The 14,149-nt window shown below is 54.3% G+C and carries 13 protein-coding genes; 9 read left to right on the top strand and 4 right to left on the bottom strand.

All coding sequences use genetic code 11. From position 1 onward, the window contains the following. Window positions 1-2: 2 nt before the first annotated feature. The gene (locus tag H4F65_RS06390) at window positions 3-215 is read right to left on the bottom strand and encodes a hypothetical protein (RefSeq protein ID WP_010286967.1); all 213 of its coding nucleotides are present in this window, start codon (window positions 213-215) and stop codon (window positions 3-5) included. Between the two features lie 321 nt (window positions 216-536). On the opposite strand from H4F65_RS06390, the gene H4F65_RS06385 reads away from it, so the two are divergent. The 8 genes from H4F65_RS06385 (at window position 537) to H4F65_RS06350 (ending at window position 10,507) form a co-directional block, all read left to right on the top strand. Next, on the top strand, window positions 537-2,216 hold the full coding sequence (locus tag H4F65_RS06385) for a methyl-accepting chemotaxis protein (RefSeq protein WP_039320354.1): 1,680 nt from the start codon (window positions 537-539) through the stop codon (window positions 2,214-2,216). A gap of 561 nt (window positions 2,217-2,777) precedes the next feature. Next, complete coding sequence (locus H4F65_RS06380; protein ID WP_039320358.1) at window positions 2,778-4,682, top strand: FTR1 family iron permease; 1,905 nt, start codon at window positions 2,778-2,780, stop codon at window positions 4,680-4,682. A 119-nt stretch (window positions 4,683-4,801) separates the two neighbouring features. Further along, on the top strand, window positions 4,802-5,329 hold the full coding sequence (locus H4F65_RS06375; RefSeq protein ID WP_010285198.1) for an iron transporter: 528 nt from the start codon (window positions 4,802-4,804) through the stop codon (window positions 5,327-5,329). Window positions 5,330-5,483: 154 nt separating this feature from the next. Beyond that, the gene (locus tag H4F65_RS06370; protein WP_010285200.1) at window positions 5,484-6,881 is read left to right on the top strand and encodes a Fe-S-containing protein; all 1,398 of its coding nucleotides are present in this window, start codon (window positions 5,484-5,486) and stop codon (window positions 6,879-6,881) included. Window positions 6,882-6,883: 2 nt separating this feature from the next. After that, window positions 6,884-8,173, top strand: coding sequence for an ABC transporter permease (locus tag H4F65_RS06365; RefSeq protein WP_010285203.1), 1,290 nt, complete (start codon window positions 6,884-6,886; stop codon window positions 8,171-8,173). Then, window positions 8,163-9,302 (top strand): ABC transporter permease, encoded by a 1,140-nt coding sequence (locus H4F65_RS06360; protein WP_010285205.1) that lies wholly within the window; start codon window positions 8,163-8,165, stop codon window positions 9,300-9,302. The genes H4F65_RS06365 and H4F65_RS06360 overlap by 11 nt, the downstream gene beginning before the upstream one ends. Before the next feature lie 4 nt (window positions 9,303-9,306). Next, complete coding sequence (locus tag H4F65_RS06355; RefSeq protein WP_010285208.1) at window positions 9,307-10,023, top strand: ABC transporter ATP-binding protein; 717 nt, start codon at window positions 9,307-9,309, stop codon at window positions 10,021-10,023. Then, window positions 10,010-10,507, top strand: coding sequence for a TlpA family protein disulfide reductase (locus tag H4F65_RS06350; RefSeq protein ID WP_010285209.1), 498 nt, complete (start codon window positions 10,010-10,012; stop codon window positions 10,505-10,507). The genes H4F65_RS06355 and H4F65_RS06350 overlap by 14 nt, the downstream gene beginning before the upstream one ends. A gap of 35 nt (window positions 10,508-10,542) precedes the next feature. Here H4F65_RS06350 and H4F65_RS06345 read toward each other — a convergent pair whose 3' ends face one another. Beyond that, a complete protein-coding gene (locus tag H4F65_RS06345) occupies window positions 10,543-11,520 on the bottom strand; it encodes a DMT family transporter (RefSeq protein WP_010285212.1) in 978 nt (325 codons plus the stop codon). Between the two features lie 123 nt (window positions 11,521-11,643). After that, window positions 11,644-12,477, bottom strand: a complete 834-nt coding sequence (locus H4F65_RS06340; protein WP_010285214.1) for an AraC family transcriptional regulator — start codon at window positions 12,475-12,477, stop codon at window positions 11,644-11,646. Between the two features lie 361 nt (window positions 12,478-12,838). Between H4F65_RS06340 and cbl the strand changes: the two genes are divergently transcribed. Then, window positions 12,839-13,792 carry an HTH-type transcriptional regulator Cbl gene (cbl, locus tag H4F65_RS06335; RefSeq protein WP_010285215.1) on the top strand — a complete coding sequence of 318 codons (954 nt, stop codon included), beginning with the start codon at window positions 12,839-12,841 and terminating at the stop codon, window positions 13,790-13,792. Here the strand turns inward: cbl and H4F65_RS06330 are convergent. After that, the gene (locus H4F65_RS06330; protein WP_010285216.1) at window positions 13,780-13,968 is read right to left on the bottom strand and encodes a hypothetical protein; all 189 of its coding nucleotides are present in this window, start codon (window positions 13,966-13,968) and stop codon (window positions 13,780-13,782) included. The two genes, cbl and H4F65_RS06330, sit on opposite strands and share 13 nt — an antisense overlap. Window positions 13,969-14,149: the final 181 nt, after the last annotated feature.

The following is a 14,149-nucleotide window of genomic DNA, read 5'->3' as shown; positions in this document are numbered from 1 at the left end:
GATTATTCTCCAAAGCCGAGTCTTGGATCGTAAGAACTGCATTCCTGCGGCAGGCTGTTGATGCAGTCATCTAACCTTCGATAATCACCGATAAAGAAAATTAATTTACTGATCGTGGTCATGCTCAGGGCGATGATAAATCGTCCTAACGTGTTGAGTGCCGCGACCTTTTTCCATAGGACATTCGTCTGGAAATAACGTGGCTGCGTATTCATCCTCTTTATCCGTTAATGCCTATACTGTTTTTGACGATATTAACTCTATGTGCCACCGACTGAGCTGGAGTAGTCAGGCCTGTCGGCTGTTGAAAACAATGGAAATTGGCATTTCAAGGAAGATAACACATTCTATTCGTTAATTTTTTTGAGCTTAATTTCCCATCCAATGGGGCATGAATCAGGGAATTCCAGAACGTCTGTTAGAACGCGTGGGATAAGAGCGCGAGACAACGGGCGGCACCGTCATGAGTAAAAAGTAAATACTTTTCCGACAGAGTATGCGGGCGGGAAATATTTGTTAACGTCGCGGAGTGCATTATGGAATTTCTAAGAAATGTCAGCATAAAATTAATGGTGCTGGTCATAGTGGCTTCCCTGCTAGTGGCGTGGGGAGTGGCATCAGGATTCAGTCTTTACTCGCTTTATCAGGTTACGAACTTGCTTGATAAAAGTGAGACTCAGCGCAAAACGTATTCTCATCTGGTTTATGGAGCCGATCAATATTTTCGGGCCGTAACTCGTATGGAAAGAACCATGGATTATTTGCAACGTAACGAGCCGGAAAACGCCAGGCAGACGTTGGAAATGGCACAGCGTGCAATCAAAAACACCAAGGACTCGCTGGAGAAATTCCAGACGGCGGAGCACGTTGGTGTCGATCAGGCAACGGTTGATGCAGTAAAAAACACCTGGAGCACCCTGATCTCCTCTTCTATTGATCCGATGAATTCAGCACTGCAACGTAATGATTACGAAGGGTTCCGACAGATATTCCGATCCGTTTACCCCCCCATCAGTCTGACATTTGGGGACGATATCAAACGTTATTCGGACGGCATTACCGCTTCGTCATTGATTCCAAGCGTGAATGAACACAATGATAAAAACCGCAATGCGCTTATTGTGGTTATGTTGATTGGGGTTATCGTGCTGATTTTCACCGAGTATTATCTGAGAAATTATCTGGTAATACCGATTGCCGTGCTTAAATCGCACCTGTCGCAGCTAACGGCGGGCCGCCTGGGCTGTGAGCTGGCGGAATTTGGCAAGAACTGTGCGGGACGGCTGATTCCCGATATCAAACGATTACAGAAAAGTTTGCGTGATACGGTGACAGTCATTCGGCAGAGCACGACGGAAATCAACAACGGGACGTCGAACATTAAGGATGGCAACGATAACCTTTCCAGCCGCACGGAACAGCAGGCTGCGGCACTGCAGCAGACGGCGGCCAGTATGGAAGAGATTAGCTCCACGGTGCGACAAACCACTGATCACGTGCATCAGGTGCGTAAGCTGGCGAAGGAGGCGGCGGATACGGCGCAAAAAGGCGGGAATATCAGCAGCAACGTGATGAAGACGATGGATGGTATTAGCGCCAGTTCCCGACAAATTTCCGATATCACCTCGGTGATTAACAGCATTGCGTTCCAGACCAATATTCTGGCGCTGAATGCGGCGGTTGAAGCCGCGCGTGCAGGTGAACAAGGGCGAGGGTTTGCCGTGGTCGCCGGTGAGGTTCGCACGCTGGCACAGCGCAGTGCGCAGGCGGCGAAAGAGATTGAGGCGCTGATTGCTGAGTCGGTTTCACGGGTTGAAACCGGTGCAGGGCAGGTTCGACAGTCCGGTGAAGCGATGACGGCAATTATTGCCTCCATTTCGCATGTGAACGATCTGATTGGTGAAATTGCAGCGGCAACGGATGAGCAAACGCGCGGGATTACGCAGATTAGTCAGGCGGTGCACGAAATGGATAGCGTCACGCAGCAGAATGCATCGTTGGTGATGCAATCGGCCGAGGCTGCGGCCCGTCTGGATGAACAAACCAGCGAGCTGTCCGCCGTGGTGGATGTGTTCGATCTGGATTCGGATTGCGATCCGACAATGTCTTTTTCCCGCGCAGCGGTCTCTGCTCCTGCTCATCGCGCGGTTGGGCAGAGCACCACGCCGCTACTATCGGCACAGGGTCGCAACGGTGAGGGATGGGAAAAATTCTGATCCGTTGCGGGTTAAATGCGGGATAGACGCTGGGCGTAAGATAACCCATGAGACTGGCGACGAACCGGGCGGAAAGGAATCTGCCCGGTTCTGTTTCTCGTGGGTTATCGCTTGAACGCCAGGTTGACTTAAATGCGACGTTTACTTGAATGGCTAGAGTAATCGCCTAAAAGTGATCGGTGAAACGCGTTAACCGTGACGCGTGTAATGCGTTGGATTACAGAGGGAAAATGGCGTTTTTCTCTGTAAATCTGACTGCGTTAGTGTAAAGAAATACTATTTTAAGACGGGCGCATCCAACGCTGAGATAGATTATTTAATCTATTGGCATAATGATTGCATTATTTTATTGGTGATTTTTTGCCGATTTTGAGATCAAAAAGTCGTATTTTTCTGGGGTTATAGAAATAAAACGGAATTTTCTGGCATTACGTTAAAATGGAAATTATTTGTTACATATTAAAGTGATTGTTGCTTATGTTTTCGTGACGTAAATCAAGACAGATGGCGGCTTCAAAGTGATAATAAGAATAAATATCATTTGTGCTTCATCACACGCTTATGTCTATCTGGCAAAAAACGCTTCTGCTGTTGTGTTGGCTGTTGAGTTGTTCAGTGGCAGTTGCCGCGACCGATTACGCCTCATTTATTCAAGATATCGAAACCCGGCTGGATAAAACGGCTCAGCTCTATGAGCAGCAAAAGCCGGATGATGCCCGCACCGAAGTTCAGATGGCCTATTTCGAGGTGTTTGAAAACCTTGAAGGCCCTATCCGTATCAACATTTCCGCGCAAAAAAGCTATCAGTTGGAAGCGACCTTCGGTGAAATTCGCCGCATGATTGGCGAAGGAAAGCCGCAGGCCGAGGTACAGGCAAAAATCTCTTGGCTGAAGGGCGAACTGGATGCCGTTCTGCCCGTGTTGTCGGAAGGGCACAAGCTGGTCGCACAGGAGCAGCACGGTGCCTATGACAATGCTGAGATCGCGCCGTACTGGCAGCAGAGTTTCAAAATCATCGATGACCAGCTCGCGCAGGCCGTGACCGAATATCAGGCTGGCGATTACAAAAAGGCCAGTCAGAGCGTGCAGCAGGCGCACTATCAGGGGTTTAAAAACTCTGAAATGGAGATGTCGGTCAGGCAGAATCGCTCAGCGCAGCAGGCGGCTTCCATTAATCAACAATTCTCCGCGCTGATTACCCTAGCCAGTCAACCCGATCAACTGACGGATGTCGCCTATCGGGTCACCACGCTGTTGCAGGATATTGAAGATGTCTTGCCGGGATTGCCGACAACGCGCGACAGCCAGCAGGCGACGGCAGCACCTACCGCGAACGCCGATACGGGTGCCGTGCCGGACGCGAACTGGGCGAAAGTTGCCGACGATATCAATCAGGCCATTGCCGCGGCGATCGCGCAGTATCGTCAGGGTCACGTCAAACCCGCCATCATGGCGGTGCAGGACACCTATTTCGATCTGTTTGAAGCCACCGGCATGGAGAACAAAATTGGTTCTCGCGATGCGGCGTTCAAATCGACGCTGGAAGGCTATTTCACCCGTCTGGTGAGCCTGATGAACGCCAAACAGCCGGCGGAACAGCTGCAAGGGCAGGCCGATGCGCTACAGCAGGAACTGGCGAAGGCTGTGACCATGCTGGGCGACGGTGGCGAAACCCACTGGAGCCTGTTGATCTACAGCCTGCTGATTATTGTGCGCGAAGGGCTGGAAGCCTTGCTGATTGTGGCGGCGATCGTGGCCTATCTGGTGAAAAACAATCAGCAGGACAAGCTGTCGCTGATTCGCCAGTCGGTTTACGTTGCGCTGCTGTGTAGCGTGATTACCGCTGTCATTTTCCAACTCGTATTCACCAATTCCGGTGCCAGCCGCGAGCTGCTGGAAGGCATTACGATGCTGATTGCTGTCGTGATGTTGTTCTTCATGAGCTACTGGCTGTTGTCCAAAGTGGAAACGCGGCACTGGAAGGCCTATCTCGAAGGCAAGCTGTCCCATTCGCTAAGCAGCGGCTCCATGATTGGCCTATGGCTCACCAGCTTTCTGGCCGTGTACCGCGAAGGTGCGGAGACGGTGTTGTTCTATTACGCGCTGGTCGGTGATGCCAGCAACATGTCGGGGCATCTCTCGATTCTGGCCGGGTTTGCTATCGGTTGTGTGATTCTGCTGATCGCCTATCTCGTGATGCGCTACACCATCGTCAAACTACCGCTGAAGCCGTTCTTCATGTTTACCGGCTGCTTTATGTACCTGATGGCGTTTGTGTTTGCGGGTAAAGGCGTGCTGGAACTGATCGAAGGCAAACTGTTTGAACCGACGTTGCTGACCGGCGTGCCGGAAATCAGCGGGTTGGGGATTTATCCTTATGTGGAAACGCTGATTCCACAGGGTGTGCTGGTGGTCGCGGCGTTAATCGCTCTGTGGGTGATGCGGCGCAGGGCGTCTGCTGTCTGATAAAAAAAGCGTCCGACGTTAATTAATACTGAAAGCAATAAGAGCAGCAAATAACCATAACAACCCCAATCGCTTAGCGAATTAAGCGAAGAGGGACGACTGAGATGAGGATGGGTTTGATGAATATGCAAAAAAGTCTGATTGCGGGTGCCGTTATTGCCGGTATTTTCACTGCGCCTGCCGCGCTGGCGTTTAAGGAATATCCAGCGGGTGAGCCTGTTTCCATGAACGAAATGGAAATTGCCGCTGTTTATCTGCAACCTATCGATATGGAACCACGTGGGATGGGCCTGCCTGCTGCGAAAGCGGACATCCATCTGGAAGCCGATATCCACGCCGCTGAAGGTAACAAGAATGGCTTCGGTGCCGGTGAGTGGATGCCGTTCCTGACCATCGCTTACACCCTGACTAACACCGATACCGGTGCGAAGCAGGAAGGCACTTTCATGCCGATGGTTGCCAGCGATGGCCCGCACTACGGCGCGAACATCAAAATGATGGGCGTGGGTAACTACAAAGTGACTTACCACATCGATCCGCCATCAAAAGCCGGTATGCACCGTCACACCGATGGTGAAACGGGCGTAGGCCGCTGGTGGAAACCGTTTGATGTCAGCTTTGACTTCAAATACGTCGGCTTAGAATAAGGTCTTCTGTCCGCGATGTTCTGTCGCGGTCATGTTCACGCCTCTGTGGGTCGTTATCGCGCCCGCAGAGGCGGCGATTTTTCGGTTCGTGTACTGATGCCATCGGCATCACGCTCAACCGACGCACCTGCAACTTGAAAGGTGACGGGAGTATATGAGTTATTTCTTTATCACGACCCTCCAATCCTTCCTGCCGATAGCGTTATTGCTGGGGCTGAACTGGAGCCATCGGTCCACGCCGACAGTCAAAGCGCTGGGTTGGACTACGCTGCTGGCGCTGTTCGCCGGTACGTTTATTGGCGTGCATTTTCCTAACGGGCAGGCATTTCTGCTGGGGTTTACGGCGCTTCAGGCGCTGGCCTTGATCCTGTTTCTTGTCTGTCAGTGTTTTTCCCACCTGCGTATTGGCTATCTGTGGCAGGCGCTGCTGGTGTCGGGCGCGGCGGTACATTGGGGCAACGATCCCAATCTGACCGCGCTGACAACCACCCACGTTGTGAATACCGATCTGCTGCTGAATTTCAGCGCCGTGCTGCTGGCGTTTGGCTGGCTGGTGTTCTGTGCCGCGCTGTGCGGCATGATCGTGCGCCGTATTCGTTTACTGCGCTGGCCGCTTCTGGCGCTGCTGGTCGCACTTCTGCTGTTGCCGATAAGCGGCAACCTGCTGCTGCTATTGATGAAATTGCAGGCGCTGGGGCTCACTAAGCCGCGCCTGAGCTATGTGGCGCACGTCACCAACAGCGCGTATTTATTAAATTACCTCAGTGCATTGTTCATGGCGGCGTTGGCTGCCGGACTGGTTTGGCCGCTGCGACATGCGCGTCGCCAGATGCTGGCCGCGGATGAAGCGATTGAAAAGCGTAAAGCGACGGCAGGCTATCGCACACTGCGCCGTACGTTGTTGGCGACGCTTACGGCGCTGCTAGTAGTGGTGCTGGCTCAACTCTATTGGGACAAGGTTGCGTCACAGCCGCCTCGTCTGTCGGAAGCACAGCCGGTGACGCTGGCGGCCGATGGCAAAGTGCATATTCCGATTGAACAAGTGCGTGATGGCAAGCTGCATCGCTTCGTGTGGATTGCCGATGACGGCAAGGCCGTGCGCTTTTTCATCATTAACCGCTATCCCGATCGCCTGCGTCTTGGCGTGGTGTTTGATGCCTGCTTGCTGTGCGGCGATCAAGGCTATGTGATGGAAGGCAATCAGGTGATTTGTGTCGCCTGCGGCGTGCATATCTTCATTCCTTCTATCGGGAAGGCGGGCGGCTGTAATCCCGTGCCGATTGAAGGATGGAGCAACGACGATAACGAACTGGTGATTGGGCGAGCGTCACTGGCGGCAGGCACTAACTACTTCTCGACGGTGGTGTCGATGGAGGTTATCGACCCGGTTGATGGCTCCAAACTCACCAACGTGAACGCGGAACATAAATATCGCTACGGCGGTAAAACGTACTTCTTCTCGTCGGAGGCCAACTACAACCGCTTCCGCGAAAGTCCCGCGAAATTTGCCACTGCCAAAGCGGCTGCTGGCGAGCAGGCTGAGGAGGAATAATCATGCTGTGGCGACTGTTACGTCAGTCCTGGCGCAGAAATATTCGGCGTAAATCGCTGGCGGTGCTAACCGTGTTTTTGGCAGCGGGACTGATCTCCGCGCTGCTGGCGGTGTCCATCGACATCGGCGACAAAATGGCACGCGAGCTGAAGTCTTACGGCGCGAATATTCTGATTGAGCCCGCAGGGCAAGCGGCGTTGCCCGCGCTGTTTGGTGAACGTAGTAACCCGCTGGAAGGGCAGGATTTCCTCGATGAGGCCGAACTGCCGAACATCAAAGATATCTTCTGGCGCAATAACATTGTCGGCTTTGCGCCGCTGTTAAGCGGTGATGTCGAGATCAACGGACAGCCGGTTGCCGTGCTGGGCACCTTCTTTTCTCAGCCTGTCGCGGTACCGGATGAAGAAGACTATCGCACGGGACAAATGACCGTCAGCCCTTACTGGCAGGTGGCCGGGCAGTGGCCGCAGGAACCGGTGACGACGGACAATGTGGCGCAAACGCTGGTGGGAAAACAGCTGGCGGCGCAGACGGGCTGGAAAGTCGGGGATAAACTCGCGCTGCACGGCGCAAAAGGCGACGCAACGGTAGAGGTGAGCGGCATTCTGAGCAGCGGCGGTGATGAAGAAAGCCGACTGGTGATGCCGCTGGGAACGGTGCAATCGCTGCTGGGGTTAGCCGGTAAAATTCAGGCCATTCGCGTGTCGGCGCTGACCGTGCCGGAAAACGAGCTGTCGCGGCGGGCGCGGGAAAATCTGGAAGCGCTGAATGCCGAAGAGTATGACCTCTGGTACTGCACCGCGTATGTATCTTCGATTGCGCACCAGTTGGAAGAAGCCATTTCTGGCTCGGTGGTCCGTCCTATCTGGCAGGTCGCCGCCTCGGAAGGTGTGGTGATCGACAAGATCCAACTGCTCCTGGCGGTGGTGACCTTTGCCGCGCTGGTAGCGGCAGCGATGGGGATTGCCTCGCTGATGACCAGCACCATCATGGAACGGGCCAAAGAGATCGGGCTGATGAAGGCGCTGGGGGCGCGCCAGTGGCAGATCATGCTGCTGTTTTATCTCGAAGCGGCGCTGAGCGGGCTGGCGGGCGGGATCGCGGGCTGCGTCGCAGGTTGGGGGCTGGCGAAAGCCATTGGCCTGATGCTGTTCGGCGTACCGCTGAGTTTCGCGTGGATCGTGATTCCCTGCGTGCTGGTGATCTCAATGCTGATCGCCATCATCGGAACGTGGTTCCCGGCACGCCGGATCGCCAAACTGTATCCGGTGGAGGTGCTGTATGGGCGCTAATGGCTGGATGAACAGCATGTTCTGGCGGCTGGTATTCCGTGCGCTACGGCTGCGTATGCAGCGCGTTAGCGTGGTATTCGCGGCGCTGATGGTCGGGGCGGCGATTGTGACGGCGATGTCTGCCGTCTATTTCGATATCAACGCCAAGATGAGTCAGGAACTGCGCACCTTCGGCGCGAATTTTTACATCGGCCCGGCGCGGGGCAATACGATTCCACAGAGCACGTTTCAGCCGATTATCGACAACGCACCAGTTGGGTTAATCAATGCGTCCAGCCCTTACCTGTACGGCATGGCACGTACGGAGCTGGAGAAAGTGGTGCTGATGGGCGTGTGGTTCGAATCGCTGCGGCAGTTGGCACCGTACTGGCAGGTCACGGGTAACTGGATTGGCGTGAGCTTCGATGACCGTAATGCCATGATCGGAGTGAAGCTGGCGGAGCGGCTGAACGTCAAAGTCGGCGATAGCATCACGCTGGTGGGCGACGGCGGGAAACAGCGATTGCAGATCAAAGGCATCGTGGAATCCGGCGATGCGACGGACAACATGCTGATCGTGAATCTGGATCTGGCGCAAAAGTGGCTGGATAAAGAAGGTGCGATCAGTAATGCGCTATTGAGCGTCAGCAACGATCTGGGGCAGGTCGATCGCTTCGCTGCACAGCTCCAACAGCAGTATCCACAGCTGGAGATCCGCCCGATTCTGAAAGTATCAGCGTCGGAAGGTCAGGTGCTGAATAAAATTAAAGGGCTGATGGGGCTGGTATCGGCAGTGATTCTCGTGCTGTCTTCCCTGTGTGTGAACACCACGCTGATGGCGATTGTCGGCGAACGCGCGCGCGAATTTGCGCTACAGAAAGCGCTGGGGGCGAGCGGACGAGACATCATCCGGCAGATGCTGGCGGAAACCGGCATCATCGCGCTGGCGGCCGTGTTATGCGGTTTGCTATTGGGCTATTTGCTGGCACAAGTGTTGGGGATGGCGGTATTCAACGCGACGATCTCGCTGCGTTTACCCGTGTTCCCGCTCACGCTGGTGCTATCGTTGCTGGTTGCTGCTGTCGCGGCAGTGGTTCCTACCCGGCGTGCAATCTACGTCGAACCAGCCAAAGTCTTGAAAGGAGAGTAGCTCGATGTCTGTAGAGGTGAACGCGCAGGAAAGGGCGCAGGCCGCGGAGGCGGTGATTGAAACTCGCCAGCTCTATAAACGCTTTGGTCAGGTTACCGCGCTGGAGAACATCAATATCCGCATCGCGCGCGGCGAGTTTGTCGCCATCATGGGCGCGTCTGGCTCGGGTAAAACTACGTTGATGAATATTCTCACCTGTCTGGATACGGTGAGTGAAGGGCAGGTATTGCTGGACGGCGTCGATGCCGCTGGGCTGGATGAAGAAGGGCGACGCCAGTTCCGAGCCGATAAGATTGGGCTGGTATTCCAGCAGTTCCACCTGATTCCGTTTTTGACCGCGCTGGAAAACGTGATGCTGGCGCAGCATTACCACAGCGTGGTGGATGAAGCGGCGGCGCAGCGCGTGCTGGAACAGGTGGGGCTGGCGCATCGCGTCGATCACTTACCGAGCCAGCTTTCCGGCGGTGAGCAGCAGCGCGTGTGTATCGCCCGTGCGCTGGTGAATGAGCCTCCTGTGATTTTCGCCGATGAACCGACGGGGAATCTGGATGAAGAGAATGAACGGCGGGTGCTGGATCTGCTGAAAGATCTGCATCGGCAGGGGCGTACCATTGTGATGGTGACGCACAATCCTGAGTTAGGTCGGTTTGCTGACCGTATTATCCGCCTGCAACACGGCAAGTATTTTGGTGAAGAGGTGAATCATCATGAAATGGCGTAACGGGATTACCGCGCTTTGCCTGCTGGGCGCAGTGGCGATAAGCGGCTGTAAGGAAGAACAGGTGAGCGTCGGGGCGCAGGCACCGGCGCTGGCGGCCTACGATCTGGCGGGGCAGCAGGTGGATCTGTCGCGCTGGCAGGGGAAAAGTGTGTACCTGAATTTCTGGTCGTCGGGCTGTGGCGGCTGCATGGTTGAAATGGGCGCGTTGGAGAAATTGAGCAAGGAGTATGGCGATAAAGTGGTGGTGGTTGCGGTTAACACCGATCCTGACGGCGTGGATATCACATCGATGCTGGCGCACCACAAGGTGACTTATCCGGTGGTGCGCGATCAGTTGGGCATTACCAAAGAGCGCTATCAGGTCAGCGGCACGCCAACCTCATTTATTATTGATGCCAACGGTAAGGTGACCGATCAGCATCAGGGCGCGAGGGATGAAGCGCAGCTGACCACGCTGTTTCAGAAGCTGGCAAGCCGGACATAAAGGCCGGCTATTTTCACAGCGTGTCAGGTGTACGTTTACTCTGTCCGTGAAACCGGCATCGGAACTTCTACGACGACAGGTTCCGGTTTCACCCGCATGGCGTAGATCACCCCGACAATCAGGCAGGTGATGCCGCAAAGCGTCAGCAGCGGCGGCCAGGATTGCCGGATGATGAAGGCATAGGTCAGCCCCGCCAGCGTTTCAAACACAATCAGCGGCCCTACCAGCACCGTCGGCAGGCGCTGGCTGGCTTCGTTCCAGAACAGCGTACCAATCCAGGAACAAAACAGCCCAATCGCCAGCATCAGCGGGATGAAAACTTCAGGCCGTGGGCCGAACGGCTGCGTAAAGGTGCTATCCGTTAGCGCCAGATGGCCGCACACCAGCAGATAACCCAATAGCGCCAGCGGTAGCGTGACCAGCCCCTGCGCCGTGGCCCAGGTGGTCGGCGTATTGCCTTTGTGGTCGCGCAGCCAGCGGGCGTTGCGCAGCGGATACCAGGTCCAGCAAACCACGGCGAGAAAGGCCATCGCAATCCCACTGGCATAACGCCATAAATCGAATGCGACGGTGGTGCCTTTCAGTTCCGCAATATTGACGCAAACCAACCCAGCCGCAATCAGCAGCAGCGAGGGCAGCAGCCGACGCCAGGCTACGCGGCCATCGTGCTTGCTGTACAACACATTGGCGGTAACGGAAATGACCACGGGCAAGGTGCCGATAATCATTGTTGAGATCGGTGCACCCGTGCGCTGAATCGCGCTGGCGAGCAGAAAGTAGTACAGCAGATTACCGATGATGGTGAGCTTCGTGGCCTCCAGCCAGTCGCTGCGGGTCAACTGGCGCAGACGACGGCGATCGAGCCACGCCAGCGGTAAGGCAATCAGCCCAAAAGCCAGATAGCGTCCGGTGGACTGCAAGGCCGCAGAGTAGTCCGGTACGATCAATGGCCCAACGAAAATCAGCCCCCACATCAGCCCGGCGGCAAGCGCAAATAAAACACCTATCAGCATGATAAACCCATTTGTTCACAATAGTGCATCGCGCCAGTCTAGGGGGAGTCGGCGATGAATGATTGTAGGATATTGCTGTTTTTCATCGGCAGATGAGCGATGACGGCATGCGTGCTGAAAGCGTTAGCGCCGAACCGGATACACCTGCTTTTGGTAGCGAATGGGCGTGACGCCATAGCGCTGGGCGAAGGTGCGGGTCAGATGTGCCTGATCGGTCAGGCCGACGGCGACGGCGATATGGGCGGCTGCCATACCGCGTGTCAGCATCTGTTTAGCCTCATACAGCCGGATTGCCATCAGCATCTGGTGCGGCGTGACGTGGAACTGGGCTTTGAACTGGCGCAGGAAATGATACGGGCTCAGGGAAACCAGCGCCGCCAGCTCTTTTAAGGTAATGGTGTGGGCGAAATTCTCGCGCAGATAGGCTTTCACCACATCAAAGCGATGCAGCGGCTCAATCCTCTGGCGCTGGGCAATGTGCGCGTGAGGTCGGAAAAGCGCAATCAGCGACAGCAGCAGGCTCTCACTTGCCAATGGATCGGTCGTTTGCCACAGCGCGGCCAGCGTCATCGCCAGCTGGCGTGCGGTTGCGGGATCGTGGCGCACGACGTCGGTAAACCACCAGCCTTTCTCGCCGGAGATGTTCTCCAACACATCGGGTGGAATGTAGATCATGCGATAGCGCCAGCCGTCTTCCGTCGCGGACTCCCCCGTATGTAGCTCATCAGGGTTCATCAACACTAACGAATCGACAGGCGCAATATGCCTGGCGCCACGATAGCGGAATCGCTCGGCACCGTCGTCAATGGTGCCGATGCCAAACGCCTCATGCGTGTGCGGCTCAAAGGCATAACGGCAGATGTGCGCATGGTAAAGCTCAATGCCGGGCAGCGCCGGTAAATGCCGGAACTGGGCATAGTCTCTTTCATCGGTAAAATGTTCCGGTACACCCTGCATGCTGCCACCTTGTCTCTGATTCTGACCGCCATCATAGCAGTGATAGCGCGTCAGCTTGAAGTCGTGTGTCCTATTTAGCCTGAGCAGAAATACGGGAAGAAGGGAATAAAAGCACCGGGATAAATAGATCGGAAAGGCATAAATCATAGCGAAATGGTTGATTAACGGTGCGTGCGTGACAAAAGTGGTTTTATCTAACTATTTGATTCTACTATTTATCTCTATTCCTTGTTAGATAAGATAGCGCGACACACATACCGTTAGTATAAAAAAATATAATCAACTCCATTTGCTTATTTGTTCTGGCTCTCATTACTTGCATCAATATTGCTATGTGTAATAAAGGACAAGGGAGTGAAAGGTGAACTTTCAGCAACTGAAGATTATTCGTGAATCAGCACGGTGCAATTACAACCTGACCGAGGTGGCGAATACGCTGTTTACCTCTCAATCCGGCGTGAGTCGCCATATCCGCGAGTTGGAAGAAGAGTTGGGGATTGAAATTTTCATCCGTCGCGGCAAACGCCTGTTAGGCATGACCGAACCGGGAAAAGAGTTGCTGGTGGTGGCAGAGCGTATCCTGAATGACGCTAGCAATATCCGGCGGCTGGCAAATGTCTTCACCAATAACGACACTGGCCAGTTGGTGATCGCGACCACGCATACGCAGGCGCGTTACAGCCTGCCGCCGGTGATTAAAGCCTTCCGCTCGCTGTATCCGCAGGTGCGTCTGGTGCTGAATCAGGGCACGCCGGATGAGATCGTGGCGATGCTCCATTCCGGTGAGGCCGATATCGGTATTGCCAGTGAGCAGTTGATTAACGATCCCTCGCTGGCGGCGTTCTCCTACTATCGCTGGCACCATTCGGTGATTGTGCCGGAGCACCATCCGCTGACGCAGGAGCCGGTGATTACGCTTGAAATGCTCAATGCGGAGCCGTTGATTACCTATCGTCAGGGAATTACCGGTCGTTCGCGCCTGGATCGCGCGTTTCAGGCGGTGGGGATGTCGCCGGATATTACGCTGAGCGCGCAGGATTCGGATGTGATTAAAACCTATGTCGAGCTGGGGCTCGGGGTGGGGATTGTGGCCGATATGTCATTCGATCCGGTGCGAGACAAAGGGCTGGTGCGGTTGAATGCCGAGCATCTGTTTGAAGCGAACACGGTCTGGCTGGGGTTAAAAAAGGGTCAGTTACAACGTAACTATGCCTGGAAATTTATTCAGCTGTGTAATACAGAACTGTCGCTGGATGACATTAAAGATAAGGTGTTCTCGGATAACGATGAAGCGGTGATTGATTACCAAATCTGATTGATAGCGCAGTTTCCTAACCCGATGCCCAGCCAGCGTTTTTTTGACTGGGCAGGGTTTTTCCTTTCGATTTCGTCGCGATTTTTTGTATCGCGATACCCACCTTTTTCTGTGCTCGATTTAGCATAAATATGGTTTATCGTGCCGATAATCTGCTTGATCTGATCGTGCTGCAATAGTAGCATCCTCGCCATAACAATAACTTATGTCTGAATTTTTGCTAAGCGATACAAATACTTGTGCGTTTTTATTGAATAATTATGTTAACGATTTTGGTATCGCAATAGAACATTTACCCTAAATAATTCGAGTTGCAGGACAAAAACGTGTGCGTTTTGAACAGTGCGTATGCAGCTT

This window comes from Pectobacterium brasiliense, from assembly GCF_016950255.1.
Lineage (GTDB): Bacteria > Pseudomonadota > Gammaproteobacteria > Enterobacterales > Enterobacteriaceae > Pectobacterium > Pectobacterium brasiliense.
The sequence above is the reverse complement of the archived record's forward strand: the minus strand, read 5'-3'. Positions and strand labels throughout refer to the sequence as shown.

What these genes read in the sequence shown, in the direction of transcription:
- H4F65_RS06385 (WP_039320354.1), top strand. Translation starts at nt 537, where the DNA reads ATGGAATTTCTAAGAAATGTCAGCATAAAATTAATGGTGCTGGTCATA.
- H4F65_RS06380 (WP_039320358.1), top strand. Translation starts at nt 2,778, where the DNA reads ATGTCTATCTGGCAAAAAACGCTTCTGCTGTTGTGTTGGCTGTTGAGT.
- H4F65_RS06360 (WP_010285205.1), top strand. Translation starts at nt 8,163, where the DNA reads ATGGGCGCTAATGGCTGGATGAACAGCATGTTCTGGCGGCTGGTATTC.
- H4F65_RS06365 (WP_010285203.1), top strand. Translation starts at nt 6,884, where the DNA reads ATGCTGTGGCGACTGTTACGTCAGTCCTGGCGCAGAAATATTCGGCGT.
- H4F65_RS06370 (WP_010285200.1), top strand. Translation starts at nt 5,484, where the DNA reads ATGAGTTATTTCTTTATCACGACCCTCCAATCCTTCCTGCCGATAGCG.
- H4F65_RS06345 (WP_010285212.1), bottom strand. Translation starts at nt 11,520, where the DNA reads ATGCTGATAGGTGTTTTATTTGCGCTTGCCGCCGGGCTGATGTGGGGG.
- H4F65_RS06390 (WP_010286967.1), bottom strand. Translation starts at nt 215, where the DNA reads ATGAATACGCAGCCACGTTATTTCCAGACGAATGTCCTATGGAAAAAG.
- H4F65_RS06350 (WP_010285209.1), top strand. Translation starts at nt 10,010, where the DNA reads ATGAAATGGCGTAACGGGATTACCGCGCTTTGCCTGCTGGGCGCAGTG.
- H4F65_RS06340 (WP_010285214.1), bottom strand. Translation starts at nt 12,477, where the DNA reads ATGCAGGGTGTACCGGAACATTTTACCGATGAAAGAGACTATGCCCAG.
- H4F65_RS06355 (WP_010285208.1), top strand. Translation starts at nt 9,307, where the DNA reads ATGTCTGTAGAGGTGAACGCGCAGGAAAGGGCGCAGGCCGCGGAGGCG.
- H4F65_RS06375 (WP_010285198.1), top strand. Translation starts at nt 4,802, where the DNA reads ATGAATATGCAAAAAAGTCTGATTGCGGGTGCCGTTATTGCCGGTATT.